The organism is Streptomyces sp. NPDC048290 (genome assembly GCF_040652095.1).
Taxonomy (GTDB): Bacteria; Actinomycetota; Actinomycetes; order Streptomycetales; family Streptomycetaceae; genus Streptomyces.
This window is the reverse complement of the sequence record NZ_JBEZLM010000010.1, coordinates 49887-75553: the sequence shown is the minus strand read 5'-3', so window position 1 is coordinate 75553 and position 25667 is coordinate 49887. Positions and strand designations below refer to the sequence as shown.

Genomic DNA, 25667 nt, shown 5'->3' with positions numbered 1-25667 from the left:
CGTGCGTGCCGTGGCGGGGTCCCGGGGGTCCCGCTGCGCGCCTTTCCTGCGGTCGCCATGCCTGCGGTGATGACAGTGATGGCCGCCGTGCCCACTGTGGTGGCCGCGTCTGCGCGCGGCCGTGCGCCAGGGCCGTCGCCGGCGGCCTCGCCGCGTCGGATCGTTCGTCCATAGGCCGTGCATCGCCCGTCGCCCCCCTCGCAGTCTGAAAGTCCATCCCCGGCGCCCAACGGCGCGCGGCGCTGCCCCTGTCCGGGACGATACACCAGTCTCGTCACTCAGGGACATAGCTTCTCTACGCTCCGTGACGACCAGCGGTGATGCGGGCACGGACCGCTTCCGGGGGACTGCGGAGGGTGCGCGAGGCGGCGCACAGGACCGCGCCGGAGGCGCGCGGACCCGTACGGACGGGCCCGTACAACGCCCGTCCGTACGACGCCTGATGGCCGGATCGGTCAGTGTTCCCCGGGGGGTTCCGTCATAAGGATCACGTTTGTGAGCGGCTCCCGGTTCACGTACCGGGTCAATTGCTCCACCAGCAGCCGTCGGGCGCGCGGCATGAACGCGGAGGTCGGACCGCCGACATGGGGGCTGATGAGGACGCCGGGGGCGCGCCACAGCGGGTGCTCGCGCGGCAGCGGCTCCGGGTCCGTCACATCGAGCGCGGCGGTGATCCGTCCGCTCTCCAGCTCGGCCAGCAGCGCCTTGGTGTCCACCACACCGCCCCGGGCGATGTTGACCAGCAGCGCCCCGTCCTTCATCCGCGCCAGGAACGAGTCGTCGGCGAGATGGCGGGTGCTGTCGTTCAAGGGGGTGGAAAGGATCACGACATCCGCGTGCGGGAGCAGAGCGGGCAGTTCGGCGAGTGGATGCACGGGACCCCTCTCTGTTGTGCGCCCGGAGCGCGCGACGCGCACGACGCGCGCGAGTTCAAAGGGCGCGAGCCGGTCCTCGATGGCGGCTCCGATCGACCCGTACCCCACGATCAGCACCGTCTTGTCGGCCAGCGCGGGGCGGAAGCCGCCCAGCCACTCGCCCCGGTCCTGCGCCCGCACGAAGTCCGGGACGCCGCGCAGCGAGGCCAGGATCAGGGCGAGGGTCAGCTCGGCGGTGCTCGCCTCGTGGACACCGCGCGCGTTGCACAGCCGCACCCCGGGACGCAGATGCCTCAGACCGGGCTCCACATGGTCGATGCCCGCGGACAGGGTCTGCACCACCTCCACGGACCGCATCTGCGGCAGCGGGCGCAGCCCCACGCCCGGCGGCTGCATGTAGGGCACGACGTAGAACACGCAGTCGGCCGGGTCCGCCGGGAAGTCCGCGCCGCCGTTCCAGTAGCGGTAGTCGGGCCCCTCGGGGAGCCCTTCTATGTCGTCCGGGGGGATGGGGAGCCATATGTGTGCGGTCATGGTCAGGAGGCTAGGGCCTGTCGTTTGGATCATCCTGGCCGTCAGCCGCGGTGCCTTGTCGACCGACCCGAGCGGGGTCTGGTGCGTGCAGCTGCAAGGCGGAGGAGGGAGTCGACGCGGTGGGGGTACCCCCGGCCGAAGGCTGGGGGACGTCGGCGAGTGACGACAACGCGGCTGGGGGTCCCCCTCTGGGGGAGTGCGTGCCAGACCCCGCGAAGCGCCGGGATGATCCAAACGACAGGCCCTGGGCCGTCCCCGGGGATTCGGCCGCGCGGGTTCCGTCGGGCCAGGTCCGGGGCGGTGCGGGGCGATCGGTACGGGGCGATCGGCGCGGTGCGGGGTCCGTGTCCGGCGCCCGCGCGGGCAAAGGTTAGGTTGGGTGCCGCGGACAGGGAGGGTTACGGGCGGTGGAGCGCAGGACGATCGGCGCGGGGGCGCTCGCGGTGGGGGCCGTCGGACTCGGGTGCATGCCGATGAGCTGGGCGTACAGCGCGTCCCGGCAGCGGGGGGACACCTCGCTGAGGACCGTGCACCGGGCTCTCGACCTGGGCGCGAACCTGCTGGACACGGCGGACATGTACGGCCCCTTCACCAATGAGCTGCTGTTGGGGCGGGTGCTCAGGGAGCGCCGCGCGGAGGCGTTCGTCTCCACCAAGGTGGGGCTCCTGGTGGGCGAGCAGCACATCGTGGCCAACGGACGGCCCGGGTATGTGCGGCGGGCGTGCGACGCCTCCCTGCGGCGGCTCCAGACCGATGTCATCGACCTCTACCAGCTGCACCGCCCCGACCCGGAGGTCCCCGTCGAGGAGACCTGGGGCGCGATGGCGGACCTGGTGCGGGCCGGGAAGGTGCGGGCGCTGGGGCTGTGCGCGGTGGGCGCGCGGGGTGGCCGGAGCGGACGGGGCGGGCGCGGCGGACGGGGTGGACCGGGCGGGCTCCCGTCCGGGGCGGGGCTGTACGACACCACGATCCGCCGGTTGCAGCGGGTGCAGCAGGTGTTCCCGGTGAGCGCGGTCGAGGCGGAGCTGTCGGTGTGGTCGCCGGAGGCGCTGGAGGCGCTGCTGCCGTGGTGCGCCTCCCGGGGCGTCGGCTTTCTCGCGGCGATGCCTCTGGGGAACGGTTTCCTCACGGGGACGCTGACACCGGGCGAGGGTTTCGAGCCGGACGACATGCGCGCCCGGCACCCGCGCTTCACCGCCGAGATGATGGCCGCCAACCAGCCGATCGTCGCCGGGCTGCGGCGGATCGCCGCCCGCCGGGGGCCGACGGTGACCCCGGCGCAGGTGGCCCTGGCGTGGACGCTGGCGCAGGGCCCGCAGGTGGTGCCGGTGCCGGGGGCGAAGCGGGAGCGGTGGGTGACGGAGAACGCCGGGGCGGCGGAGCTGCGGCTGACCGCGCGTGACTTGGCTGAGCTGGAGGTGCTGCCGGGGGCGCGGGGGTCTTGGGAGTAGGGAGAGGGAGTAAAGGGAGTAGGGGGAGGGGGCGGGGCGGGCGTAGGTAGAAGAGGAGGGGAGGGGACGGGGAGCGGAGGGGGGAGGAGGGGGAGGAGGGGAGCAGCCGGGAGCAGCGGGTGGCGGGGAGTGGAGGGGCGGCGGGGCGGGCTGGATCGACGGGCAGCGGACGGGGCGGCCGGGGCGGGCTCGATCAACGGGCAGCGGACGGGGCGGACACGGCAGCCGGGGCGGGGTCGATCAACGGGGAGTACGCGGGTCGGCGCAGGCGGGCTGGATCGGTGGGATCGGGATCGCTTGATCGGGAACCCGTGGGGCGCGAGCGGTGTATGACAAGTAGGAACCGCGAGGGAAGTTCGAGGGAAGACCCCGCGTCGAAGGGACCGTGATCGTGCAACGTCATGCTGTGACGGCCGTGCTGGCCGCGACCGCGCTGCTGCTGACGGCCGGCTGCTCGTCCGGCGACGGGGGCGGGGGCTCGCCACCCGGTGCGTCGGGGAGCGCGCCGCCCGGCCGGAGTCCGTCGGGGGGCGCGGAGTCGCCCTCCGGGCGGGCCACCGACGCCCCGCCGCCCGCCAAGGGCTCGGTGGACGTGGTGCGTACGGTCGCGGAGGGGCTCGACAGCCCCTGGGGCCTCGCGCCGATACCGGGCGGCGGCGGGCTGCTGGTCTCCTCGCGCGACGAGGCGACGATCACCCTGGTCGACACCGAGAGCGGCAGGCTCACGGAGCTGGGCGAGGTGCCCGGTGTCTCCCCGGCGGGCGAGGGCGGGCTGATGGGTCTGGCCCTCTCCCCCGACTTCGCCTCGGACAGCATGGTCTACGCGTACTTCACCTCCGCCGGGGACAACCGGATCGTGCGGATGCTCTACGACCCCGACAAGCCCGCCGGGCAGCAGCTCGGCGCTCCGGACACGGTCTTCCGGGGCATCCCCAAGGGCTTCATCCACAACGGCGGCCGGATCGCCTTCGGCCCGGACAAGATGCTGTACGTGGGCACGGGTGAGAGCGGGGACACGGGTCTGTCCCAGCAGCGGGACTCGCTGGGCGGGAAGATCCTGCGGATGACACCGGAGGGCGAGCCCGCGCCGGGCAATCCGTTCCCCGACTCCACGGTCTACTCGCTGGGGCACCGCAATGTGCAGGGTCTCGCCTGGGACAGGGAACAGCGCCTGTTCGCCGCGGAGTTCGGCCAGGACACCTGGGACGAGCTGAACGCGATCGAGCCGGGCGCCAACTACGGCTGGCCGGAGGTCGAGGGCGAGGCGGACGAGGGCACCTTCCAGAACCCGCTGGCCCAGTGGAGCACCGATGACGCCTCGCCCAGCGGGATCGCCTTCGCCCAGGGTTCGATCTGGATGGCGGGGCTGGGCGGCGAGCGTCTGTGGCGCATCCCGCTGGACGGCACGGAGGCGTCGGCGGACCCCCAGTCCTTCCTGGAAGGGGAGTACGGCCGGCTGCGTACGGTCGTGGCGGCGGACGACGGCAGACTCTGGCTGGTGACCAGCGAGACGGACGGGCGTGGGTCCCCGGAGGATGGGGACGACCGGATTCTGGAGCTGGAGGTCAGCTAGGACGGGGGCTGTCGTCCTCCGTGGTGCCGTCCTCGGGGGTGCCGTCCTCCGGGATGTCGTTCTCCGCGGTGCCGTCACCCGGGGTGTCGTCCTCCGAGGTGGGGCGGACCACGACCTTTCCCGACTCCAGGTCTATCGGGCCACGGCCCGGGTCGGCGTCGCCCACGTCCTCGCGGGTCAGTTCCAGACGGTTCTGCTCATCGCGGGTGTGTTTGCGGCCGGGGGCGAAGAGTTCCTCGAACGGGCTGAACATCGGGCTCCCTGGAGGCTCGGCGCGGCGGCTGGTCGAGGCGGGCTCGGCACAGCGACTTCACCGGGTCAACGTCCGGGGGTTCCCGGGTCATCCCGCGGCGAGGGGCTCGTCACCGGCCGGGGCGGGGAACAGACCCAGCCGGTGGGCGACCGCCGCGGCCTCGCCCCGTCCGGAGACACCGAGCTTGCCGAGGATGTTGGAGACATGGACGCTCGCGGTCTTCGGGGAGATGAAGAGTTCCTGGGCGATCTGGCGGTTGGTGCGACCGGCGGAGACCAGGCGCAGGACATCGCGTTCACGGCTGGTGAGACCGAGGGCCTCGGCGGGGTCGGCCGGGGTGAGTTCGCGGTGGCGGTCGTGGCGCAGGGCGAGCCGGGCCCGCTGGGCGAGGCGGCCGGTGGCATCGGCGAGCGGACGGGCGCCGAGGTGGTCGGCGACGGTGTGGGCGAGGCGGAGCAGTTCCGTGGCGCGGGCGCGGTGGTCGTCGGGGGCGGCGGCGGGCTGGTCGGTGGGGGCCGGGTCGGTGGGGGCGTCGGCGGTGAGGAGGGACTCGGCGAGGCGGTGGCGGACGCGGGCGAGGTCGTAGGGGCGTTCCAGATGCTCGAAGGCGGTGACGACCTCGGACCAGAGGTCGGGGGTGGCGGTGCCGTCGGCGTGCCGGAGTTCGGCGCGGACCCATTTCTCGTGGGCGTACCAGACGGGGGCGCCGGTGGTGAGGCGTTTGGCGGTGTCCAGGATGCGGGCGGTGGCGGCCTCGCGGCCGGGACGGGCGGCGGGGAGGGCGCGGTGGTCGGCCTCGGCGGTGGCGGCGGCGACGAGGAGCTTCCAGCTGTACACCTGGGTGCCGGGCGGGAGGCCCGCTTGCAGGGCGTGGTCCAGGGCGGCGCGGGCGTCGGTGATCCGGCCCTCGGCGGCGGCGACGCCGATGCCCATGGTGGCCAGGGGTATCCACTGCTGGGGCATCGAGTCGTGCACCCCGAAGTGGGCGTCGGCGGCGGCGAGTTGGCGGGCCGCCTCGGCGATGTCGCCGCGGACCAGGGCGATCTGGGCGAGGCACAGGGCGCCCGTGCCCTGGGGCTTGTCGCCAAGGCCGCGTCGGCGGGCCGTCGCGGCGGCGTCCGCGGCCTCCGTCCAGCGGCCGAGGGAGAACAGGGACTCGGAGAGGTTGCCCCAGATCCAGGTCTCGGAGCCGAGCAGGCCGTACCGGCGGGCGAAACCGACGCCCTCCTGGAGCAGATCGACGGCTTCCTGGGAGCGGCTGACGGTCTCCAGGCCGTGGGAGAGATTGACGTAGGCGCGGCCCGCGGCGTGGGCGAGGTTCTCGGTGAGGGCGAGTTCCTTGACCTCGTACAGCTCGTCGAGCCCGGCGTCGGTGCCGCCCGAGTCGATGAGGAGCATGCCGCGGGTGACCCGGGCGTCGAGTTCGATCTCGCGGGAGTCGACCATCCGGGCGTAGTCCACCGCGCGTTCGGCGGCGGCGAGGGCGTCGGGTCCCGGGGTGTGCAGCATGGACCAGGTGGCCACATTGGTGAGGACGTCGGCGTGCACCTCGGACGGGGGCAGGCCGCGGACCAGGTCCTGGGCGGTGGCCAGTTCCGTCCAGCCGTCGCCGCGCCCGTTGCCCTGGACCAGCCGGGAGCGCTGGACCCAGAACCAGGCGGCGAACAGCGGGTCGTCCTCGTCCTCCAGCAGCCGCAGCGCCCGTTTGGTGATCTTCAGGGCGCGGTCGCGTTCATGGCAGAAGCGGCCCGCGTCGGTGGCGGCGGCCATCAGGTCGAGATAGCGCAGCGGGGTGGGGGTGGAGTCGCCGGTGTCGGGGGTGCGGTAGATGGCGGCGTAGTCGGCGGGGCGCAGCGCGGCGCGGACGGCCTCGGGGGCGCTGTCCCACAGCTCCATCGCGCGTTCCACGAGCCGCAGTTGCTCGGCGTAGGCATGGCGTCGGCGGGCGGCGACGGAGGCGTCCAGGACGGCGGGGAGCGCCTTCGCGCTGTCGTGCGCGTGGTACCAGTAGTTCGCCAGACGCATCAGCCGCTCGCCCTCCGGGACGAGGGTGGGGTCGGCCTCCAGGGCCTCGGCGTAGCGGCGGTTGAGGCGGGAGCGTTCACCGGGGAGCAGATCGTCGCTGACGGCCTCGCGGACCAGGGAGTGCCGGAAGCGGTAGCCGTCGGCCTCGGGGGTGGCGAGCAGGATGTTGGCGCCGACGGCGGCGCGCAGGGCCTCGATGAGATCGTCCTCGCCGAGCCCGGCGACGGCGGCGAGCAGCCGGTACTCTACGGTGGAGCCGCCCTCGGCGACGATCCGGGCGGTCCGCTGGGCGCTCTCGGGCAGCGCCTCGACCCGGACCAGCAGCAGATCGCGCAGCGAGTCGGTCAGTCCGGCCTGGCAGCCCTCGGTGGCGGCGACGGCGAGTTCCTCGACGAAGAAGGCGTTGCCGTCGGAGCGCTCGAAGATGGCGTCGACCTGGGCGGGGTCGGGTTCGGCGGCGCGGATGCCGGCGATCTGGCAGCCGACCTCCTGGCGGTTGAAGCGGCCCAGGTCGATCCGGCGGACGGTGCGCAGGCGGTCGAGTTCGGCGAGCAGCGGGCGCAGCGGGTGGCGGCGGTGGATGTCGTCGGAGCGGTAGGTGGCGAGGACGACGAGGCGGCCGGTGCGCAGGGTGCGGCAGAGATAGGCGAGGAGGTGGCGGGTGGAGGCGTCGGCCCAGTGCAGATCCTCCAGGACGACGACGACCGTGCGGTCGGTGGCGACGCGCTCCAGGAGGCGGGCGGTGAGTTCGAAGAGGCGGGCCATGCCCTCCTCGTCGTGGCGGCCGGTGCCGGTGTCGCCGAGTTCGGGCAGGAGTCGGGCCAGTTCTTCTTCCTGGCCGGCGGCGGCGTCGGCGAAGGCGGTCGGCAGGGCGTGGCGGAGGGCGCGCAGGGCGGCGGAGAAGGGGGCGAAGGGGAGGCCGTCGGCGCCGATCTCCACGCAGCCGCCCAGGGCGACGGTTGCTCCGCGGTGGGCCGCGCGGGTGGCGAACTCTTCTGCCAGGCGGGTCTTGCCTACGCCTGCCTCTCCGGCCAGGAGCAGGATCTGGGGTTCGCCCCCGGCGGGGTCGGCTCCGGCGGGGATGGCTCCGGCGGGGGTGGTGGCTCGGGTAAGCGCGTCTTCCAGTGTGTGCAGTTCTTCGGTGCGGCCTACGAATACTGGGCTGACGGACCTGTTCTCCACGAGGGCGAGCATCGCACGGGGGTCTGACATCGGGGGAACGGTTTTCTGGGGGACGGGGGGTGGGTGGGGGGCGCGGTTGTCGTGTGGGGTGCTCGCCGTCGTGGCTGGGCGCGCGGTTCCCCGCGCCCCTTCAGGGCCGTGGCGGTCCCCCTGGGAGGGAGGGACGGCGGCGTTTCGGGGTTCCGGGTGATCCGCCGTCGTGGCTGGGCGCGCAGTTCGCCGCGCCCCTTCTCGGCGGTGGTTGTCGCCTTGGACAAGTCGGCCCTCCTCCTGGGCATGAGAAGGGCCGGCGCCTCGGTTGTCCGGGGCGCCGGCCCTCTCCCCCGTTGTCACGCGGTTCTGGGGAAGCGGAGGCGGCGGTGGCGGGGGGTATGGTCCTCGCCGGTCGCGCCGCTTCCTTCCGACTGGCTCTCCGCCTCGCGGCGGGCGTCGCGGCCCTGGCGGACGGTCTCGCGGGCCAGACGCACCTGGTCGGCCCGGCGGATCAGTTCGTCGGAGCGGTACCGGTGGATCTCGTACTCGTACATCTCTGCTCCCTGGAAGGTGGTGTCGCGGGGTGTGTTCCGCGATGTCTCTACCTTCGTCTCCCAGGGGGTGCCGCCGCATCGGGAGAGTTCCGCATCTTCGGGGGCGGGTGGGGCCTTAGAAACACCTAAGGGGCCTCAGGCCGTACGCATAGGGCTTACGTACGGTCTGAGGCCCCCGGGGTGGTTCAGCCGGTCGAGGGGAGGCCCACCAGGATCTCGGTGTACTTGAGGACCGCCAGGAGCAGACCGATCGCCCCGAGGGCGAGACCGGCCCAGGCGACGGACTTGATCCACGCGGGCTGCGCCGGGCCGGGGGCGCCGAACGCGGGGCGGACCAGGGTCACGGCCGCGACGAGCAGGGCGAACAGGGCGAAGGCGCCCGCGTAGACGGCGGTGGTGTTCCAGCTGTCGCCGTAGTTCTCCTTGACCAGCGTGGCCACATCCGTGGAGGTCGTGCTCTGCAACTGGCCGATGACCGACTCACGCGCGGCGGCCACCGTGCCGATCCAGCCGCCGGTCAGCGAGACCAGGCCGAGGACGGCGGCGACGATCGCGGCGGCGCCCTGGCCGACGAAGGAGCTGCCCTCCGTCACATCCTCCGTCAGGTCGTCCAGCAGATCTTCGTCCGTGTCCTCGGCGGCCTCGGGGGACTCCGTGGCGGCCGTGTCCTCCTTCAGGAGAGACGTGTCCGTGCCGTCCGCCTGGTCGATGTCGGTGGCGGGCGTCCCGGCCGTCTCTTCAGTCGTCTTCGTTCCCATGCGGGGCACCGTACGGACCGAGTCTGAGAAGCCCCTTAATGATCGCTGTGGACGCGGGCCGCCTGCCAGTCCCGGGCGAGGACCGCCCAGATCTCCACGTCCTGGCGGACGCCGCGCCACAGGGAGGACTCGCGCTGCACGCCCTCGCGGGTGAAGCCGAGGCGCTCGGCGGCCTTGAGACTGGCGGTGTTGCGGCTGGCCGCGTGCCACTCCACGCGATGCATCCCGCGGTCGTCCACGGCCCAGTCGATCAGGACCCGGCAGGCGCGGGTGACCAGTCCCCGTCCGGTGGCGGCGGGCTCCAGCCAGCAGCCGATCTCGCAGACGCCGTTCGCGGTGTCGAAGATCCGGAAGAGCACTCCCCCGACGAGCGTGCCGTCCAGCCACAGCCCGTGCAGGGAGCCGCTGTCGGCGCCGCGCAGATCGGCGTACCGCTTGAGGATCTCGCGGGCGGAGTCCACCTCGGTGGCGTTCGCACCGAACGGGATGTACCGGGTGATGAAGTCCCGGCCGCGGTCGAGGTGGGCGAGGAACTCCTCGGCGTGCCAGGTCTCCAGGGGGCGCAGCTCCGCGCCGTCGTCACCCAGTGATTTCGCGTACATCAGGCTTCTGCTCCCCGTGTTGTTGCTGCTACTGCCGCTGTTCGAACTGTTCTGCGACTGCTGAGAGCTTCTCATGGACCGCGGCCGAGGGGTCGCCCCGTCCCGCGCGGCACTCGGGCGGCTCGATGCTGATCCGGGGCAGCCGCCGGTCCAGGGCCTTGGGAAGCCACCAGTTGGCACCGCCGAGCAGATGCATCAGCGCCGGGACCAGCAGCGTACGCAGCACGAACGCGTCCAGCGCGACGGCGGCGGCGAGCGCGATGCCGAACATGGCGATCACCCGGTCGCCGCTGAGCACGAAGGCGAGGAAGACGGAGATCATGATGACCGCCGCCGAGTTGATCACCCGGCCGGTCTCGGCGAGCCCGACCCGGACCGCGCGCCGGTTGTCACCGGTTTCCAGCCACTCCTCGTACATCCGCCCCACCAGGAAGACCTGGTAGTCCATGGAGAGGCCGAAGAGGACCGAGACCATGATCACGGGGAGGAAGGGCTCGATGGGTCCGGCGCTGCCGAGGCCGAGCAGTTCGCTGCCCCAGCCCCACTGGAAGACCATGACGACCACACCGAAGGCGGCGGCGACGGCGGCCACGTTCATCGCGGCGGCCTTGAGCGGGATGCCGATCGAGCGGAAGGCGAGAAGCAGCAGCAGACAGCCGAGTCCGACGACCACACCGACGAACAGTGGCAGCTTGTCGACGATCACCTCCGCGAAGTCGTCATAGCCGGCGGTGACCCCGCCGACCTGGAGGTCGAGGGTGGTGCCGGTCTCGGCGCGGGGCAGGACGTCGGTGCGCAGCCGGTCGACCAGGTCGCTGGTGGCGCCGGACTGCGGGGCGGAGTCGGGGACGACGGTGAGGTACGCGGTGTCGCCGCCGGAGTTGAAGACGACCGGGGTGGCGGAGGCGACGCCGTCGGTGTCGCGCAGGGTGCGGTCGAGGTTGTCCAGGGCGAGCTTGTCGGCGGCGCCATGGACCTCGGTGACCACGGTGAGGGGTCCGTTGACGCCGGGGCCGAAGCCGTCGGCGAGCAGGTCGTAGGCCTGTCGGGTGGTGCTGGACGCGGGGTCGTTGCCCTGGTCGGAGGTGCCGAGGCGGAGGCCCAGGGTGGGCAGCGCGAGGACGGTGATCACCAGCAGGGCGACCGCGCCGAGCTTCTTGGGGTGCCGTTCCACGAACGCCGACCAGCGTGCGGCGAACCCGGTCGGCACCTCAGGCTCGGGCCCGTGCTCGGCGAGCCTGCGCCGCTCGCGGCGGCTGAGCGCCCGCATACCGATCAGGGACAGCAGCGCGGGCAGCAGGGTGATCCCGGCGGCGACGGTCAGCAGCACGGTCAGGGAGGCGGCGACGGCGACCCCGTTGAGGAAGCTCAGCCGCAGGATCAACATGCCGAGCAGCGCGATGCAGACCGTCGCACCCGCGAACACCACGGCCCGTCCGGTGGTCGCGACGGCGTGCTCCGCGGCCTCGTCGACGCTCATCCCGCGTTTCAGTCCGCGCCGGTGGCGGGTGACGATGAACAGGGCGTAGTCGATGCCGACGCCGAGCCCGATCAGCATGGCCAGCATGGGCGCGAAGTCGGCGACCGTCATGACATGGCCGAGCAGCACGATCCCGGCGTATCCGGTGCCGACGCTGACCAGGGCGGTGGCGATGGGCAGCAGGGAGGCGGCGAGCGAGCCGAACGCGAGGAACAGCACGACGGCGGCCACCGCGACCCCGACGATCTCGGCGAGATGTCCGCCGGGGGCGGCGGTCCCGCCGGTCGCGGTGCCGCCCACCTCGACCTGGAGCCCCTCGGTCCCGGCCGCCCGCGCGGTGTCCGTCACCGCCCGCACCGCCGTCTCGTCCACCTGGTCGGCGGGGCGGTCGAAGGTGACCCCGGCGTAGGCCGTGCGCCCGTCGGCGCTGATCCGGGCGGCGCCCTGGTCGTCGTAGGGGCCGCTGACGGCGGTCACGGAGGGGAGCCCCGCGATCTCGTCCAGGGCGCGGGTCATGGTCTGTTCGACATCGGCGGCGCGGACGGTGCCGTGCGCGGTGTGCCAGACGACGGTGGCGTCCTCGGCGCCGAGCCCGGGGAAGCCCGCGTCGAGGAGCTGGGTGGCGCGTCCGGACTCGGTGCCGGGGACCTCGTAGTCGTTGGAGTAGGCCGGGCCCATGGCGGCGGCGGTGGCGCCGACGCCGCCGAGGGCGAGCAGCCACAGCAGTACGGCGACGAGGCGGTGCCGGACACACCAGCGGGCAAGGGCTGCCACGAAACGTGCTCCCAGGGATGCGGAATGTAGGTCTTTGGCCGGGAACCCGCACCGGGAACAGTCGTCCACGCGTTGAACGGCCCGCAAAGAACATATGAGCAGTCGGGGCCACTCTCGCAGGGGAAAATGATCGTTTGCCGGGTTCGTGTGTTTATTCACAAGAACGGGGCGAGGACCCGTGAGGGTTCAGACGGGGCCGGGAACGGCGAGGGGGCCGCACCGGTGTCGGCGCGGCCCCCTGGCCCCGTACATGTAGCGGATCAGCCCTCGGTGACGCCCAGCCGCTCCAGGATCAGTTCCTTGACCCGGCCCGCGTCGGCCTGGCCGCGGGTGGCCTTCATGACCGCGCCGACCAGGGCACCGGCCGCCGCCACCTTGCCGCCGCGGATCTTGTCCGCGATGGCCGGGTTCCCGGCGATGGCCTCGTCCACGGCGGTGCCGAGCGCGCCCTCGTCGGAGACGACCTTGAGGCCGCGCCGGTCGACCACCTCGTCCGGGGTGCCCTCGCCCGCGAGGACCCCCTCGATGACCTGGCGGGCCAGCTTGTCGTTGAGGGAGCCCTCGTCGACCAGGGCGGTGACCCGGGCGACCTGCGCCGGGGTGATCGCCAGCTCGTCCAGCGCCGTACCGGACTCGTTGGCGCTGCGGGCCAGCTCGCCCATCCACCACTTGCGGGCGGACGCGGCGTCGGCGCCCGCCTCGATGGTGGCGACGATCGGGTCCAGGGCACCGGCGTTGAGGATGGCCTGCATGTCGGTGCCGGAGATCCCCCACTCCTCGCGGAGCCGGTTGCGGCGCACCAGCGGCAGCTCGGGCAGGGAGGCGCGGATCTGCTCCACCCACTCCCGCGACGGGGCGACCGGCACCAGGTCGGGCTCGGGGAAGTACCGGTAGTCCTCGGCCTCCTCCTTGACCCGGCCGGAGGTGGTGGAGCCGGTGTCCTCGTGGAAGTGCCGGGTCTCCTGGACGATCGTGCCGCCCGCGTTGAGCACGGCCGCGTGGCGCTGGATCTCGAAGCGGGCGGCGCGCTCGACGGAGCGCAGCGAGTTGACGTTCTTGGTCTCGCTGCGGGTGCCGAACGTGTCCGCGTCCTTCCGCATCAGCGACAGGTTGACGTCGCAGCGCATCTGGCCCATCTCCATCCGGGCCTCGGACACGCCGAGCGCGCGGATCAGCTCGCGCAGCTCACGGACGTAGGCACGGGCGACCTCGGGGGCGCGTTCGCCCGCCCCGGTGATCGGCTTGGTGACGATCTCGATGAGCGGGATGCCCGCGCGGTTGTAGTCGAGCAGCGAGTGCGAGGCGCCGTGGATCCGGCCGGTCGCGCCGCCCACGTGGGTGGACTTTCCGGTGTCCTCCTCCATGTGGGCGCGCTCGATCTCGACGCGGAAGGTCTCCCCGTCCTCCAGCTGGACGTCGAGATAGCCGTTGAAGGCGATCGGCTCGTCGTACTGGGAGGTCTGGAAGTTCTTCGGCATATCCGGATAGAAGTAGTTCTTCCGGGCGAAACGGCACCAATCGGCGATGTCGCAGTGCAGCGCGAGGCCGATCCGGATGGCGGACTCGACGCCGACCGCGTTGACGACGGGCAGCGCGCCGGGCAGGCCGAGACAGGTGGGGCAGGTCTGGGTGTTCGGGTCGGCACCGAGGGTGGTCGAACAGCCGCAGAACATCTTGGTGCTGGTGCCGAGCTCGACATGGACCTCAAGGCCCATGACGGGGTCGTAGGTCGCGAGCGCGTCCTCGTACGACACCAGGTCGGTCGTGGTGGTCACGGTGAAAACTTCCCTCTCAGCCCAGCAGGACGTCGTCGTCGCCCAGCCGCTTCAGCTCGCGGTAGAGGATGGCGAGGCCGGTGACGATGGCGACGGCGGACACGGTGGCGTCGATCAGCCGCAGATTGTCGTGCTCGGCGCGGGCCTTCTTGATCTGCTTGGCGACACCGACCGCGCCGAACGCGGTGGTGGCCATGGACAGGTACGTCCCGGACTTGGACTTCTTGAAGCCCTTGGCCTTCGACAGTGCGTTGCTCACAGCGACGGAGCCTCCTCCAGCAGCGGGTGTCCCCACTTTTCCACGAAGGCGGCCTCGACGGCGGCTCCGACCTTGTAAAGCCGGTCGTCCCGCATCGCCGGGGCGATGATCTGGAGGCCCACCGGGAGGTTGTCCTCGGGGGCCAGACCGCAGGGCAGCGACATGGCCGCGTTGCCCGCCAGGTTGGTGGGGATGGTGCACAGGTCGGCGAGGTACATCGCCATCGGGTCGTCGGCGCGCTCACCGATCGCGAAGGCGGTGGTGGGCGTGGTCGGCGAGACGATCACGTCGACCTGCTCGAACGCCTTCTCGAAGTCCCGGGTGATCAGCGTACGGACCTTCTGGGCGCTGCCGTAGTAGGCGTCGTAGTAGCCGCTGGACAGCGCGTACGTGCCGAGCATGATCCGGCGCTTGACCTCGGGGCCGAATCCGGCCTCGCGGGTCAGGGAGGTGACCTCCTCCGCCGAGTGGGTGCCGTCGTCGCCGGTACGGCGGCCGTAGCGCAGGCCGTCGAAGCGGGCGAGGTTGGAGGAGCACTCGGAGGGCGCGATCAGGTAGTACGCGGAGAGCGCGAGGTCGAAGGACGGACAGTCCAGCTCGACGATCTCGGCGCCGAGCCCCTTGAGCAGCTCGACGGCCTCGTCGAACCGCTGGATGACCCCGGCCTGGTAGCCCTCGCCGCGGAACTGCTTGACGACGCCGACCCGCATCCCGGTGACGCTGCCGTTGCGGGCGGCCTCGACGACCGGCGGGACCGGGGCGTCGATGGAGGTGGAGTCCAGCGGGTCGTGCCCGGCGATCACCTCGTGCAGCAGGGCGGCGTCCAGCACCGTACGGGCGCAGGGCCCGCCCTGGTCCAGCGAGGAGGAGAAGGCGACCATGCCGTAGCGCGAGACCGCGCCGTAGGTCGGCTTGACGCCGACCGTGCCGGTGACGGAGGCGGGCTGGCGGATGGAGCCGCCGGTGTCCGTGCCGATGGCGAGGGGGGCGAGGTAGGCGGCGAGCGCGGCGGAGGAGCCGCCGCCGGAGCCACCGGGGATCTTGGTCAGGTCCCAGGGGTTCCCGGTCGGCCCGTACGCGCTGTTCTCGGTGCTGGACCCCATGGCGAACTCATCCATGTTGGTCTTGCCGAGAATGACCACGTCAGCGGCCTTGAGCCGCCGGGTGAGGGTGGCGTCGTACGGCGGAATCCACCCCTCCAGGATCTTGGAGCCGACGGTGGTGGGGATGCCCTCGGTGGTGAAGATGTCCTTCAGCGCGAGCGGTACCCCGGCCAGCGGACCGAGCGTCTCGCCGCGCTCGCGCTTGGCGTCCACGGCACGGGCCTGGGCGAGCGCGCCCTCGCGGTCGACATGCAGGAAGGCGTGCACCTTCTCGTCGACGGCGTCGATCCGGGCGAGGTGCGCCTCGGTGACCTGGACGGCCGTCAGCTCGCCGGAGGCGATCTTCGCGGCGGTCTCGGCGGCGGTGAGCTTGATGATGCTGTGGTGATCCGTCATGGCCTTCACTCCTCTCCCAGGATCTGCGGCACCTTGAAACGCTGCTGCTCCTGGGCCGGGGCGCCGGAGAGCGCCTGCGCGGGGGTGAGCGACGGACGGACCTCGTCCGGCCGCATGACATTGGTCAGCGGCAGCGGGTGGGAGGTCGGGGGTACGTCTTGGTCGGCGACCTCGCTGACGCGTGCGACCGCGCCGATGATGTCGTCGAGCTGGCCGGCGAAGTGGTCGAGTTCTTCGGGCTTCAGCTCCAGACGCGCCAGCCGTGCGAGGTGGGCGACCTCCTCGCGCGTAATGCCAGGCATGCAGCGATCCTCTGGGTGAGTGTGTGTGGTTTGACGCAATCCTAGGGGGCGGGGGTGGCTGGCCGGAAAACGGTTTGGTGGGGGCGGTGGGGGATCGATCCCCACGACGGCGGGGCCGCGGCCGACGGCGAGAACCCCCACGGGCGACGCTCACCGGCGAACGGGCTGGAAACGGGCGGGCCGGGTGGGAAAAGAATCCCCACGACGGCGGGAGAGCGGCCGACGACGAGAACCCCCACACCCGACGCTCACCGGTGAACAGGCTGGAAACGGGCGGGCCGGGCGGGAACTACTCCGGAAGCGCCGCGGGCTCCCGCTGAGCCCCCCGCGCCCGCAACCACGCCGTGGTCTCCGCGGGCGGCATCGCGGCAGCGACCAGCCACCCCTGCACCGCGTCACACCGAAGGTCCCGCAGCCGCTCCCACGTCTCGTCGTCCTCCACGCCCTCCGCGACCACCAGCAGCCCCAGGGAATGCGCGAGGTCGACCGTGCAGCGCACGATCTCCGCGTCCTCGGTGTCCACCGCGAGCCGCGCCACGAACGACCGGTCGATCTTCAGCTCGCTCACCGGCAGCCGCCGCAGATGCACCAGCGACGAGTACCCCGTGCCGAAGTCGTCCAGCGACATCTTCACGCCGTGCCCGGTCAGCCCGGCGAGGGTGTCCGCGGCCCGCTGCGGGTCCTCCAGGAGCACATGCTCGGTGATCTCCAGTTGGAGCGCTCCCGCGGGCACTCCGTGCCGGGCCAGCCGCGCGGCGACGGACCCGGCGAAGCCGGGGGTGTGCACATCGCGCGGCGAGACATTCACCGCGACCGGCACGAACAGCCCCTGTGCCCGCCACTCGGCGACCTGGGCGAGCGCGGTGTCGAGCACGTACTCGGTGAGGTGCGGCATCAGCCCGGACGACTCGGCGATGGCGATGAACTCGTCCGGCGGCACCTTCCCGCGCTCCGGATGCACCCACCGCACCAGCGCTTCGAGTCCGGCGACCTCCCCGTCGAAGCGCACCTTGGGCTGGTAGTGGAGCTGCACCTCGCGCGCGTCGAGGGCGCGCCGCAGATCGGCGAGGAGTCCGAGCCGGTCCGGGGTGTTGGAGTCCCGCTTGGACTCGTAGACCTCCACGCCCGTACGGTCCCGCTTCGCCTGGTACATGGCGACGTCGGCGCGGCGCAACAGCCCCTCGGCGTCGAGCGCGTGGTCCGGGTAGACGGCGACTCCGGCGCTGGCCTCCAGGACCAGGGTGAGTCCGTCGAGGTCGAGCGGGGAGCCGAGTTCGGCGACGATGGAGCGGGCCACCCGGGTGGCGGAGGTGATGGAGTCGGCGACCGGCAGGAGGACGGCGAACTCGTCGCCGCCGAGCCGGGCGACCTCCGCGCCGCGCGGCAGCGCCTTGCGCACCCGGTCGGCGGTCTGGAGCAGCAGCCGGTCCCCGGCGAGATGCCCGAGGGTGTCGTTGACCGAGCGGAAGCGGTCGAGGTCGATCAGCATCAGGGCGGAGCGGGCGCCGATGCGTTCGGCGTCGTCCAGCGCGCTCCAGATGCGTTCATGCAGCCACTGGCGGTTGGGCAGGCCGGTGAGCGGGTCGCGCAGTTGTTCCTCGGCGCGGGCGCGGGCCATCCACAGGGTGGAGTCGAGGGCGATCAGGGGGATCGCGAACAGCGGCAGCAGGATGGGCTTGGCGAAGGCGATGACGCAGATCAGCGGGGCGATGCCGAGCAGCGCGAGGGCGACGATGCCGTGTCGGACCAGGGTGGTGCGGGCGATGGTGGGCAGCTTCCCGCCGCGCGGGGTGTGCAGGTACCAGAGCAGGGCGCGGGTGACGGCGAGGTAGGCGAGCGCCACCAGGAGCACATCGGTGGCGGTGTAGAGGGTCCAGGTCTCCGGCAGCCAGGGGTGTTCCACCGAGGGCACGGGGCCGAAGAAGGAGCGCAGCAGGGCGGCGGCGCCGATGCCGAGGATGTCGACGGCGCCGTCGAGCATCCCGTGCCGCCAGCGGTGGTGGCGGGCTATGCCGACCAGGACGACGACGGTGAGGCTGACCATCCCGGCCGGGAGCCAGCCGTAGAGCAGCAGGACTGCGAGGGTGAGGGCGGCGCCCGAGCCGGTGCCGCCGGACCAGCGGGCGCGGCCGAGCATCACCAGGTGGCCGACGACGATGCCGGTGAGCACGGCCAGCGACCAGCCGACCTCGCCGGACGGGAAGAGGGCGTGCCGGCTGGTGAAGGCCCGGTAGAAACCGGCGCCGAGGACGAAGGCGGCGCCGGCGACGACGGCCGCGGGCAGCGCGGGCCAGGTCTGCCGGTCGGCGTCGGGGTCGTGGTCATGGCCGTGGTCGGCGGAGACACCGGAGTGCGGTGTGGGCAGTCGTACGGGGACCGGCGCGTCCGCCGGGGTCCGCGCCGTCGCGCGCCCCGGTGCGCCGACCCGGCCCAGCGCCGTACGGCCCCCTCGCCAGGCGCCGGCCAGTCGGCGCAGCCGTTTGTCCGGGGCGGCGCTCTCGGTCGGTTCCATTCCCGTCCCTCTCACGGCCGGCGGTGCCCGTGCCAGGCGGCCCGATGCCCGACTTCGATCCAGGGCACCGCGTCGGAAAGCCCTTTCCCCGGCTCCTGAACAGCACGGGGTTGCCCCGACCGCAGCTGGGCACGGCAGGCGCACAGCTCAACAGTAGGCCGCGGAAGGGGTCCACGGGCAGCGGTCGACGACGGTTGCCCGAATGCGCCCCGGCCACCCGTATGCGTCTGGTATGCGCCGAACGGGTGGCCTTGGCCCATGAATTCAGGGGCGCGGGGCGTGGGCTGCTTGACTCAGCCCGCCGTCTCCTCCGCCGCGTCAGGCGCCTCCGGCGCGGCGGGCTGTTCCACCGGGAGCGCGGCCTCGGAGGCGGCCTCGGGCCCTTGTTCGAGGAGCACGGTGAAGCCGTCCTCGTCGAGCACGGGCACCTTCAGCTGCATCGCCTTGTCGTACTTCGACCCGGGATTGTCCCCCACCACCACGAAAGCCGTCTTCTTCGAAACCGAACCGGTCACCTTTGCTCCACGCCGCTGGAGCTCCTCCTTGGCGCCGTCCCGGGTGAAGTGCTCCAGCGTGCCCGTGACGACGACGGTGAGGCCCTCCAGGGGGCGCGGTCCCTCGTCCTCGGCGGAGCGCTCCTCCTCCATCCGCACCCCGGCGGCCTTCCACTTGCGCAGGATCTCCTGGTGCCACTCCTCGGCGAACCACTCCTTGAGGGAGGCGGCGATGATGGCGCCGACGCCTTCGGTGGCGGCCAGCTCCTCCTCACTGGCCTGCTCGATCCGGTCGATGGAGCCGAACTCGCGGGCGAGTGCCTCGGCGGCGACCGGGCCCACATGACGGATCGAAAGACCGGTCAGCATCCGGGCCAGCGGGCGTTCCTTGGCCGCCGCGATGTTCTCCAGCATCGCGACCGCGTTCTTCTTCGGCTCGCCCTGCTGGTTGGCGAAGACCGTGGCGATCTTCTCCTCGCCGGTCTTCGGGTCCCGCTTGGGCAGCCCGCTGTCCTGGTCCAGGACGTACGCCTTGATGGGCAGCAGCTGCTCGATGGTCAGATCGAACAGATCGCCCTCGTCGGCGAGCGGCGGGGTCTTCGGCTCCAGCGGGTTGGTGAGCGCGGCGGCGGCCACATAGCCGAAGTGCTCGATGTCCAGCGCCTTGCGGCCCGCCAGGTAGAACAGCCGCTCACGCAACTGGGCGGGGCACCCGCGCGCGTTGGGGCAGCGCAGGTCGACGTCGCCCTCCTTCATCGGCTTGAGCGGCGTACCGCACTCGGGGCAGGCGGCGGGCATGACGAACTCGCGCTCGCTGCCGTCCCGCAGATCGGCCACCGGGCCGAGGATCTCCGGGATCACGTCACCGGCCTTGCGCAGCACCACCGTGTCCCCGATGAGCACGCCCTTGGCCTTGACCACGTCCTGGTTGTGCAGGGTGGCGAACTCCACCTCGGAACCGGCCACGGTCACCGGCTCCACCTGCGCGTACGGGGTGACCCGCCCGGTGCGGCCGACGCCCACCCGGATGTTGAGCAGCCTGGTGTTGACCTCCTCCGGCGCGTACTTGTACGCGATGGCCCAGCGCGGGGCGCGGGCCGTGGAGCCCAGGCGGCCCTGGAGCCGGATCTCGTCCAGCTTGACGACCACGCCGTCGATCTCGTGCTCCACCGAGTGGCGGTTCTCGCCGTAGTGGGCGATGAACGCGCGGACCCCGTCCAGGTCGTCCACCACCCGGTTGTGCGGGGAGGTGGGCAGGCCCCAGGTCCGGAGCAGGTCGTACGCCTCCGAGAGCCGGTTCATGCCGTCGAAGCCGGAGAGGGCGCCGATGCCGTGCACCACCATGTGCAGGGGGCGGGTGGCGGTGACGCGGGGGTCCTTCTGGCGCAGGGAACCGGCCGCCGCGTTGCGCGGGTTGGCGAACGGTTTGTCACCGGCCTCCACCAGACGGGCGTTGAGCGCCGCGAACTCGTCCATCGGGAAGTAGACCTCGCCGCGGATCTCCACCACGTCCGGGACCCGGTCGCCCTGCAACCGGTCCGGGATCTCGGCGATCGTACGGACGTTGGGGGTGATGTCCTCGCCCGTGCGGCCGTCGCCGCGGGTGGCGGCGCGGGTGAGACGGCCCTGCTCGTAGGTGAGGTTGACGGCGAGGCCGTCGACCTTCAGCTCGCACAGGAAGTGGTACTCCTGCTCGCCCAGTTCCCGCGCGATGCGGTCCGCCCAGGCGGCCAGCTCCTCGTCGTTGAACGTGTTGTCCAGCGACAGCATCCGCTCGCGGTGCTCGACGGCCGTGAACTCCGTCTCGTAGGACCCGGCGACCTTCTGGGTCGGCGAGTCCGGGGTGCGCAGCTCCGGATACGTCTCCTCCAGCGCCTCCAGGGACTTCAGGAGCCGGTCGAACTCCGCGTCGCTGACGACCGGAGCGTCGTTCACGTAGTACCGGAAGCGGTGCTCCTCGACCTGCTCCGCGAGCCTGGCGTGCTTCTCGCGTGCCTCGGCGGGCACCGCCGTCGTCTGCGCTTGCTTGTCGCCGGCCACCGTGTCGTCCTCCCGTTACTCTGGGTTGTCCGCGAGGGATCTCGCCGCCCGGACGCAGTGGGCGAGGGCCTTGCGGGCGTACGCGGGCGAGGCGCCCGCCAGGCCGCACGACGGGGTGACCGTCACGGCGTCGGCGAGCAGGCCCGGATGCAGCCCCAGCCTGCGCCACAGCGTCCTGACACCCATGACGCTACCGGCAGGGTCTGACAATGGGCCGTCCGTGCCCGGTACGACACCCGTGAACAGCCGCGTGCCCGCCTCGACGGCCTCGCCGATCGCCTCGTCGTCACGCTCGGTGAGCAGGCTGAAGTCGAAGGAGACGCCCTTCACGCCGGCCCGGCGCAGCAGGGCGAACGGCACGTCCGGGGCGCAGGAGTGCACGATCACCGGGCCGTGCGGGTGGACGGCGACGGTGTCCCGGAGCGTGGCCTCGACCAGTTGGCGGTCCACGGCGCGGTGCGTGCGGTAGCCGCTGGCGCTCTTGACCTGGCCGCGCAGTACGGCGGTGAGGGAGGGCTCGTCCAGTTGGAGCACCAGGCGGGCGCCGGGGATACGGCGGCGCAGTTCCGCGAGGTGCAGGCGCAGGCCCTCGGTGAGGGAGGCGGCGAGGTCGCGGCAGGCGCCGGGGTCGGAGAGGGCGGCCTCTCCGTTGCGCAGCTCCAGTGCGGCGGCGAGGGTCCAGGGGCCGACCGCCTGGACCTTGAGGGGGCCGGTGTAGTCCTGGGTGAACTCCTCCAGCGCGTCCAGGTCCTCGGTCAGCCAGGAGCGGGCCCTGCGGGTGTCCCGGCCGGGGCGGTCCCCTATGCGCCAGCCGCTGGGTTCCACACGGGCGTACAGCTCTACGAGGAGCCCTGCGGTGCGGCCGATCATGTCGGCGCCGGGGCCTCTGGCGGGGAGCTCGGCGAGGTACGGGAAGTCCTCGAAGGTCCCGGTGACCGTCTTGGCCGTCTCCCTGGCGTCGCCGTCGGGCATGGACCCGACGCCGGTGGCTCCGCCGAAGACCGGCAACGTCTCTTCACTCACCCCCGAAGCGTACGTACCGCCCGCCCCGGTGACCCCCCTGGGGGCTCCGCCCCCAGCCCCCCACACCTATGCCCACCCCACCACCCGACTCGGCCAACCGAAAAGGTGCCCGAAAAGAGCCACGTCCGCCCCTACCTCCCCGGGCGGACCGTCACGTCGGTCAGTTCCGCGTCCCTCGGAAGGTCCAGCGCCGTCACGATCGTCGTCGCCACCGACTCCGGGTCGATCCAGTCCGCCGCGTCGTACTCCCGGCCCTCCTGCTGATGCACCCGCACCTGCATCGACGTGGCCGTACGCCCCGGGTACACGGTCGTGACCCGCACCCCCTGGGCGTGCTCCTCCTGTCGCAAGGAGTCGGCCAGTGCCTTCAGTCCGTGCTTGGACGCCGCGTACGCCGACCAGTCCGCGCTGGCCCGCAGCCCCGCGCCCGAGTTCACGAACAGCACATGCCCGCGCGCGGCCCGCAGCTGGGGAAGGAAGAGGCGGGTCAGTTCGGCCGGCGCGATCAGGTTCACGTCCAGCTGGTGGCGCCAGGTCTTGGGGGTCAGGTCGCCGACCGGGCCGAGGTCGACCACCCCGGCGATGTGCAGCAGGGAGTCCACCCGGTCGGGCAGCGTCTGGTGGGACAGCGCCCAGGAGAGCCGCGCCGGGTCCGCCAGATCGCCGACCAGCGTCCGGGCGCCGGGGAACTCCGCCGCCAGCTCCCGCGCCCGCCCCACGTTCCGCGCGTGCAGCACGAGGTCGTCGCCGCGGGTGTGCAGCCGCCGGGCGACGGCCGCGCCGATACCCGAACCGGCCCCGGTGATCACATGTGTAGCCATGCCCGCCATGCTCGCACCACCGGCGATCAGACCTCGCCCCGGCTCTCCTCCAGGTACGCCAGCGCCGCCACCGGCTCCTCGGCGAAGAACACCAGGCTGCTCAGCGGGACCGGCAGGAACCCTTCCGCCTCCATCCGCCGGAACTGCTCCTTGAGCCCGTCGTAGAAGCCCGCCGTGTTCAGCAGCACGACCGGCTTGTCGGTGTGCCCGTGCTTCTTCAGCTCCAGGATCTCCGTCGCCTCGTCGAGCGTTCCGGTGCCGCCGACCATGACGACCACCGCGTCCGCCTTCTCCAGCAGCAGCCGCTTGCGCTCGGCGAGGTCCCGCGCGGTCACCATCTCGTCGGCGCCCGCCCGCGCCTTCGCCGCGAGGAACTCCACGGAGACGCCCACCAGGCGCCCGCCCGTCTCCTGCACCCCGTCCGCGACGACCTTCATCAGACCGGTGTCGGAACCGCCCCAGACGAGCGTGTGCCCGCCCTTGCCCATCAGTTCAGCGAACTCCCGCGCGGGGCGGGTGTAGCGGTCGGCGAGATCGTTGGCGGAGAGGAAGACACAGATGTTCATGGGAACACCGTACGGGCGGGGGGAAAGGACCGCGGAGGGGGAAGAAGCCGAGGGCCCCGCGCGCTGTTCCTGTCATGACCAACGGACACGGACACACGATCACGATCGAGCCCAGCGAGCAGCGCGTACGCGCGGTCCACGGCGGCCAGGTGCTGGCCGAGAGCGACCGCGCCCTCGTCCTGCGCGAGACCGGCTGTCCCGCGCGGTACTACATCCCGGCCGAGGACGTCCGTCTGGACCTTCTGACGGCCTCCGAGACCCACACCTACTGTCCGTTCAAGGGAACGGCCTCCTATTGGTCCCTGCCCGACGCCGCCGACCTGGTCTGGGGCTACCCGGACCCGAAGACGGACGTGGCGCGGATCAAGGACCACCTGTGCTTCTACGAGGTGGAGGCCGTCTGACGCCCCGCGCCCGTCATACGGCGGGCGCCGCCGTCGCGCGCGTGGTCGTCGCGATCGTCGCCGACCCCACCACGCGCGTGCCGTCGTACAGCACGATCGCCTGGCCGGGGGCCACGCCCCGGACGGGGGCGGTGAAGCAGACGTGCAGTTCCGTGCCGTCCACGACCTCCGCGGTGACCTCGGTCTCGTCGCCGTGGGCGCGGAGCTGGGCGGTGTAGGTGCCGGGGCCCGTGGGGGCCGTGCCGCACCAGCGGGGCTTGATCGCGGTGAGGGACGAGACATCGAGGGCGGCGGCGGGGCCGACCGTCACCGTGTTGTCGACGGGCGAGATGTCGAGGACGTAGCGCGGCTTCCCGTCGGCGGCCGGGGTGCCGATCCTGAGGCCCTTGCGCTGGCCGATGGTGAAGCCGTAGGCGCCCTCGTGGGTGCCGATGCGGTGGCCGGACTCGTCGACGATGGCGCCCTCGGCGGTGCCCAGACGGCGGGCCAGGAAGCCCTGGGTGTCGCCGTCGGCGATGAAGCAGATGTCGTGCGAGTCGGGCTTCTTGGCGACGGCCAGACCGCGCCGCTCGGCCTCCGCGCGGATCTCGTCCTTGGTGGTGACGGTGTCGCCGAGCGGGAACAGCGCGTGCGCGAGCTGCCGCTCGTCCAGCACACCGAGCACATACGACTGGTCCTTGGCCATGTCGGAGGCGCGGTGCAGCGCGCGGGAACCGTCGGCGAGGGTGACGACCTTGGCGTAGTGGCCGGTGCACACCGCGTCGAAGCCGAGCGCGAGCGCCTTGTCCAGCAGGGCCGCGAACTTGATCTTCTCGTTGCAGCGCAGACAGGGGTTCGGCGTCCGGCCCGCCTCGTACTCGGCGACGAAGTCCTCCACCACGTCCTCACGGAAGCGGTCGGCGAGGTCCCACACATAGAACGGGATACCGATGACGTCCGCCGCGCGGCGGGCGTCCCGGGAGTCCTCGATGGTGCAGCAGCCGCGCGCGCCCGTACGGAAGGACTGCGGGTTCGCGGAGAGCGCCAGATGGACGCCGGTCACGTCATGGCCCGCCTCGGCGGCACGGGCGGCGGCGACGGCGGAATCGACCCCGCCGGACATGGCGGCGAGGACGCGGAGGGGACGGGAGCGCTGCGGGGTGTCAGTCATAGCTCCTCCAGGGTAAGGGGGCCCGGGAACCAGGGCCCGCGAGTATCCGTTCTCGATCACATGGAGGAGACGAAGGCGCCCGGGTCCGGCGCGCGCATCGGCCGGCGGTCGCTGATCATCGGCGGCGCGGCGGCGGCGGTCGGCGCGGGCGCGTGGGCGGCGCACGACCGGCTGTCGGAGCTGTGGTGGCAGGTGCCGGGCGTGGCCAAGCCGCGGGAGGACGGCGCCGTGGACTTCGGGGGCGCGCACTGGGTGGCGGCGTCCTCGGCGAACTGGCGCCGCGCGGACCGCCCGGCCGACTACACGGTGGACATGGTGATCGTCCATGTCACCCAGGGCAGCTTCGACAGCGCGGTCCGTGCCTTCCAGAACCCGGGCCATGGAGCGGCGTCGCACTACATAGTGGGTCAGGACGGCCGGATCAACCAGATGATCCGCGAGCTGGACGTGGCGTACCACGCGGGCAACCGGGAGTACAACGAACGCAGTGTCGGCATCGAGCACGCCGGTTTCGTGGACCGCCCCCAGGACTTCACGGACGACATGTACGCGGCTTCCGCGCGGCTCACGGCCGGTATATGCGCCCGGTACGCCATCCCGGTCGACCGGGAGCACATCATCGGGCATGTGGAGGTCCCGGGCACGGACCACACGGACCCGGGCCCGCACTGGGACTGGGACCGCTATCTGATCCTGGTCCGAAGAGCCGCCACGGCCTCGACGTCGGCGACGCCCACCCCCACGGCCACCCCGCGCTCCTCCTGAGGCGCCGCCCGCGCCGCCCTGAG

At 72.2% G+C, this 25667-nt stretch carries 21 protein-coding genes; 4 read left to right on the top strand and 17 right to left on the bottom strand.

All coding sequences use genetic code 11. From position 1 onward, the window contains the following. Window positions 1-455: 455 nt before the first annotated feature. On the bottom strand, window positions 456-1409 hold the full coding sequence (locus tag AB0D49_RS18970; RefSeq protein WP_362758528.1) for a 2-hydroxyacid dehydrogenase: 954 nt from the start codon (window positions 1407-1409) through the stop codon (window positions 456-458). Window positions 1410-1816: 407 nt separating this feature from the next. On the opposite strand from AB0D49_RS18970, the gene AB0D49_RS18965 reads away from it, so the two are divergent. Continuing rightward, the gene (locus AB0D49_RS18965) at window positions 1817-2860 is read left to right on the top strand and encodes an aldo/keto reductase (RefSeq protein ID WP_362758526.1); all 1044 of its coding nucleotides are present in this window, start codon (window positions 1817-1819) and stop codon (window positions 2858-2860) included. 391 nt (window positions 2861-3251) lie between these two features. Next, the gene (locus tag AB0D49_RS18960) at window positions 3252-4433 is read left to right on the top strand and encodes a PQQ-dependent sugar dehydrogenase (protein WP_362758524.1); all 1182 of its coding nucleotides are present in this window, start codon (window positions 3252-3254) and stop codon (window positions 4431-4433) included. Here the strand turns inward: AB0D49_RS18960 and AB0D49_RS18955 are convergent. The 15 genes from AB0D49_RS18955 to AB0D49_RS18885 all read right to left on the bottom strand — a co-directional run bounded on the left by AB0D49_RS18955 (window position 4426) and on the right by AB0D49_RS18885 (window position 23325). Continuing rightward, window positions 4426-4686: a DUF6191 domain-containing protein gene (locus AB0D49_RS18955; RefSeq protein WP_362758522.1), complete on the bottom strand. Its 261-nt coding sequence runs from the start codon at window positions 4684-4686 to the stop codon at window positions 4426-4428. The two genes, AB0D49_RS18960 and AB0D49_RS18955, sit on opposite strands and share 8 nt — an antisense overlap. Window positions 4687-4773: 87 nt before the next feature. Then, entirely contained in the window at window positions 4774-7923 is a 3150-nt protein-coding gene (locus tag AB0D49_RS18950; RefSeq protein ID WP_362758520.1) for an AAA family ATPase, read from the bottom strand. A gap of 299 nt (window positions 7924-8222) precedes the next feature. After that, the gene (locus tag AB0D49_RS18945) at window positions 8223-8420 is read right to left on the bottom strand and encodes a hypothetical protein (RefSeq protein ID WP_362758518.1); all 198 of its coding nucleotides are present in this window, start codon (window positions 8418-8420) and stop codon (window positions 8223-8225) included. A gap of 185 nt (window positions 8421-8605) precedes the next feature. Further along, complete coding sequence (locus AB0D49_RS18940) at window positions 8606-9178, bottom strand: hypothetical protein (RefSeq protein WP_362758516.1); 573 nt, start codon at window positions 9176-9178, stop codon at window positions 8606-8608. A gap of 35 nt (window positions 9179-9213) precedes the next feature. After that, window positions 9214-9780 (bottom strand): GNAT family protein, encoded by a 567-nt coding sequence (locus AB0D49_RS18935; protein WP_362758514.1) that lies wholly within the window; start codon window positions 9778-9780, stop codon window positions 9214-9216. Between the two features lie 28 nt (window positions 9781-9808). Continuing rightward, a complete protein-coding gene (locus AB0D49_RS18930; RefSeq protein ID WP_362758512.1) occupies window positions 9809-12034 on the bottom strand; it encodes an MMPL family transporter in 2226 nt (741 codons plus the stop codon). Window positions 12035-12294: 260 nt separating this feature from the next. Continuing rightward, complete coding sequence (gene gatB, locus AB0D49_RS18925) at window positions 12295-13809, bottom strand: Asp-tRNA(Asn)/Glu-tRNA(Gln) amidotransferase subunit GatB (RefSeq protein ID WP_362758510.1); 1515 nt, start codon at window positions 13807-13809, stop codon at window positions 12295-12297. Between the two features lie 16 nt (window positions 13810-13825). Continuing rightward, a complete protein-coding gene (locus AB0D49_RS18920) occupies window positions 13826-14068 on the bottom strand; it encodes a hypothetical protein (RefSeq protein WP_362758508.1) in 243 nt (80 codons plus the stop codon). Continuing rightward, window positions 14065-15567 (bottom strand): Asp-tRNA(Asn)/Glu-tRNA(Gln) amidotransferase subunit GatA, encoded by a 1503-nt coding sequence (gene gatA, locus AB0D49_RS18915; RefSeq protein ID WP_362758506.1) that lies wholly within the window; start codon window positions 15565-15567, stop codon window positions 14065-14067. The genes AB0D49_RS18920 and gatA overlap by 4 nt, the downstream gene beginning before the upstream one ends. A gap of 5 nt (window positions 15568-15572) precedes the next feature. After that, complete coding sequence (gene gatC, locus AB0D49_RS18910) at window positions 15573-15869, bottom strand: Asp-tRNA(Asn)/Glu-tRNA(Gln) amidotransferase subunit GatC (RefSeq protein ID WP_023546575.1); 297 nt, start codon at window positions 15867-15869, stop codon at window positions 15573-15575. A gap of 289 nt (window positions 15870-16158) precedes the next feature. Then, window positions 16159-18381, bottom strand: coding sequence for a bifunctional diguanylate cyclase/phosphodiesterase (locus AB0D49_RS18905; protein WP_362758503.1), 2223 nt, complete (start codon window positions 18379-18381; stop codon window positions 16159-16161). Between the two features lie 293 nt (window positions 18382-18674). Continuing rightward, window positions 18675-20915 (bottom strand): NAD-dependent DNA ligase LigA, encoded by a 2241-nt coding sequence (gene ligA / locus AB0D49_RS18900; protein ID WP_362758501.1) that lies wholly within the window; start codon window positions 20913-20915, stop codon window positions 18675-18677. Window positions 20916-20930: 15 nt separating this feature from the next. Further along, entirely contained in the window at window positions 20931-21938 is a 1008-nt protein-coding gene (locus tag AB0D49_RS18895) for a methionine synthase (RefSeq protein WP_362758499.1), read from the bottom strand. Between the two features lie 131 nt (window positions 21939-22069). Further along, the gene (locus tag AB0D49_RS18890) at window positions 22070-22768 is read right to left on the bottom strand and encodes an SDR family oxidoreductase (protein ID WP_362758497.1); all 699 of its coding nucleotides are present in this window, start codon (window positions 22766-22768) and stop codon (window positions 22070-22072) included. A 17-nt stretch (window positions 22769-22785) separates the two neighbouring features. Then, the gene (locus AB0D49_RS18885) at window positions 22786-23325 is read right to left on the bottom strand and encodes a TIGR00730 family Rossman fold protein (protein ID WP_362758495.1); all 540 of its coding nucleotides are present in this window, start codon (window positions 23323-23325) and stop codon (window positions 22786-22788) included. A 74-nt stretch (window positions 23326-23399) separates the two neighbouring features. On the opposite strand from AB0D49_RS18885, the gene AB0D49_RS18880 reads away from it, so the two are divergent. Next, window positions 23400-23729, top strand: a complete 330-nt coding sequence (locus tag AB0D49_RS18880) for a DUF427 domain-containing protein (protein WP_362758493.1) — start codon at window positions 23400-23402, stop codon at window positions 23727-23729. A gap of 13 nt (window positions 23730-23742) precedes the next feature. On the opposite strand, the gene mnmA is transcribed toward AB0D49_RS18880, so the two are convergent. Then, window positions 23743-24879: a tRNA 2-thiouridine(34) synthase MnmA gene (mnmA, locus tag AB0D49_RS18875; protein WP_362758491.1), complete on the bottom strand. Its 1137-nt coding sequence runs from the start codon at window positions 24877-24879 to the stop codon at window positions 23743-23745. 60 nt (window positions 24880-24939) lie between these two features. Here mnmA and AB0D49_RS18870 point away from each other — a divergent pair, with 60 nt between their 5' ends. Further along, window positions 24940-25644, top strand: coding sequence for an N-acetylmuramoyl-L-alanine amidase (locus AB0D49_RS18870; RefSeq protein ID WP_362758489.1), 705 nt, complete (start codon window positions 24940-24942; stop codon window positions 25642-25644). The last annotated feature ends 23 nt before the right edge of the window (window positions 25645-25667 follow it).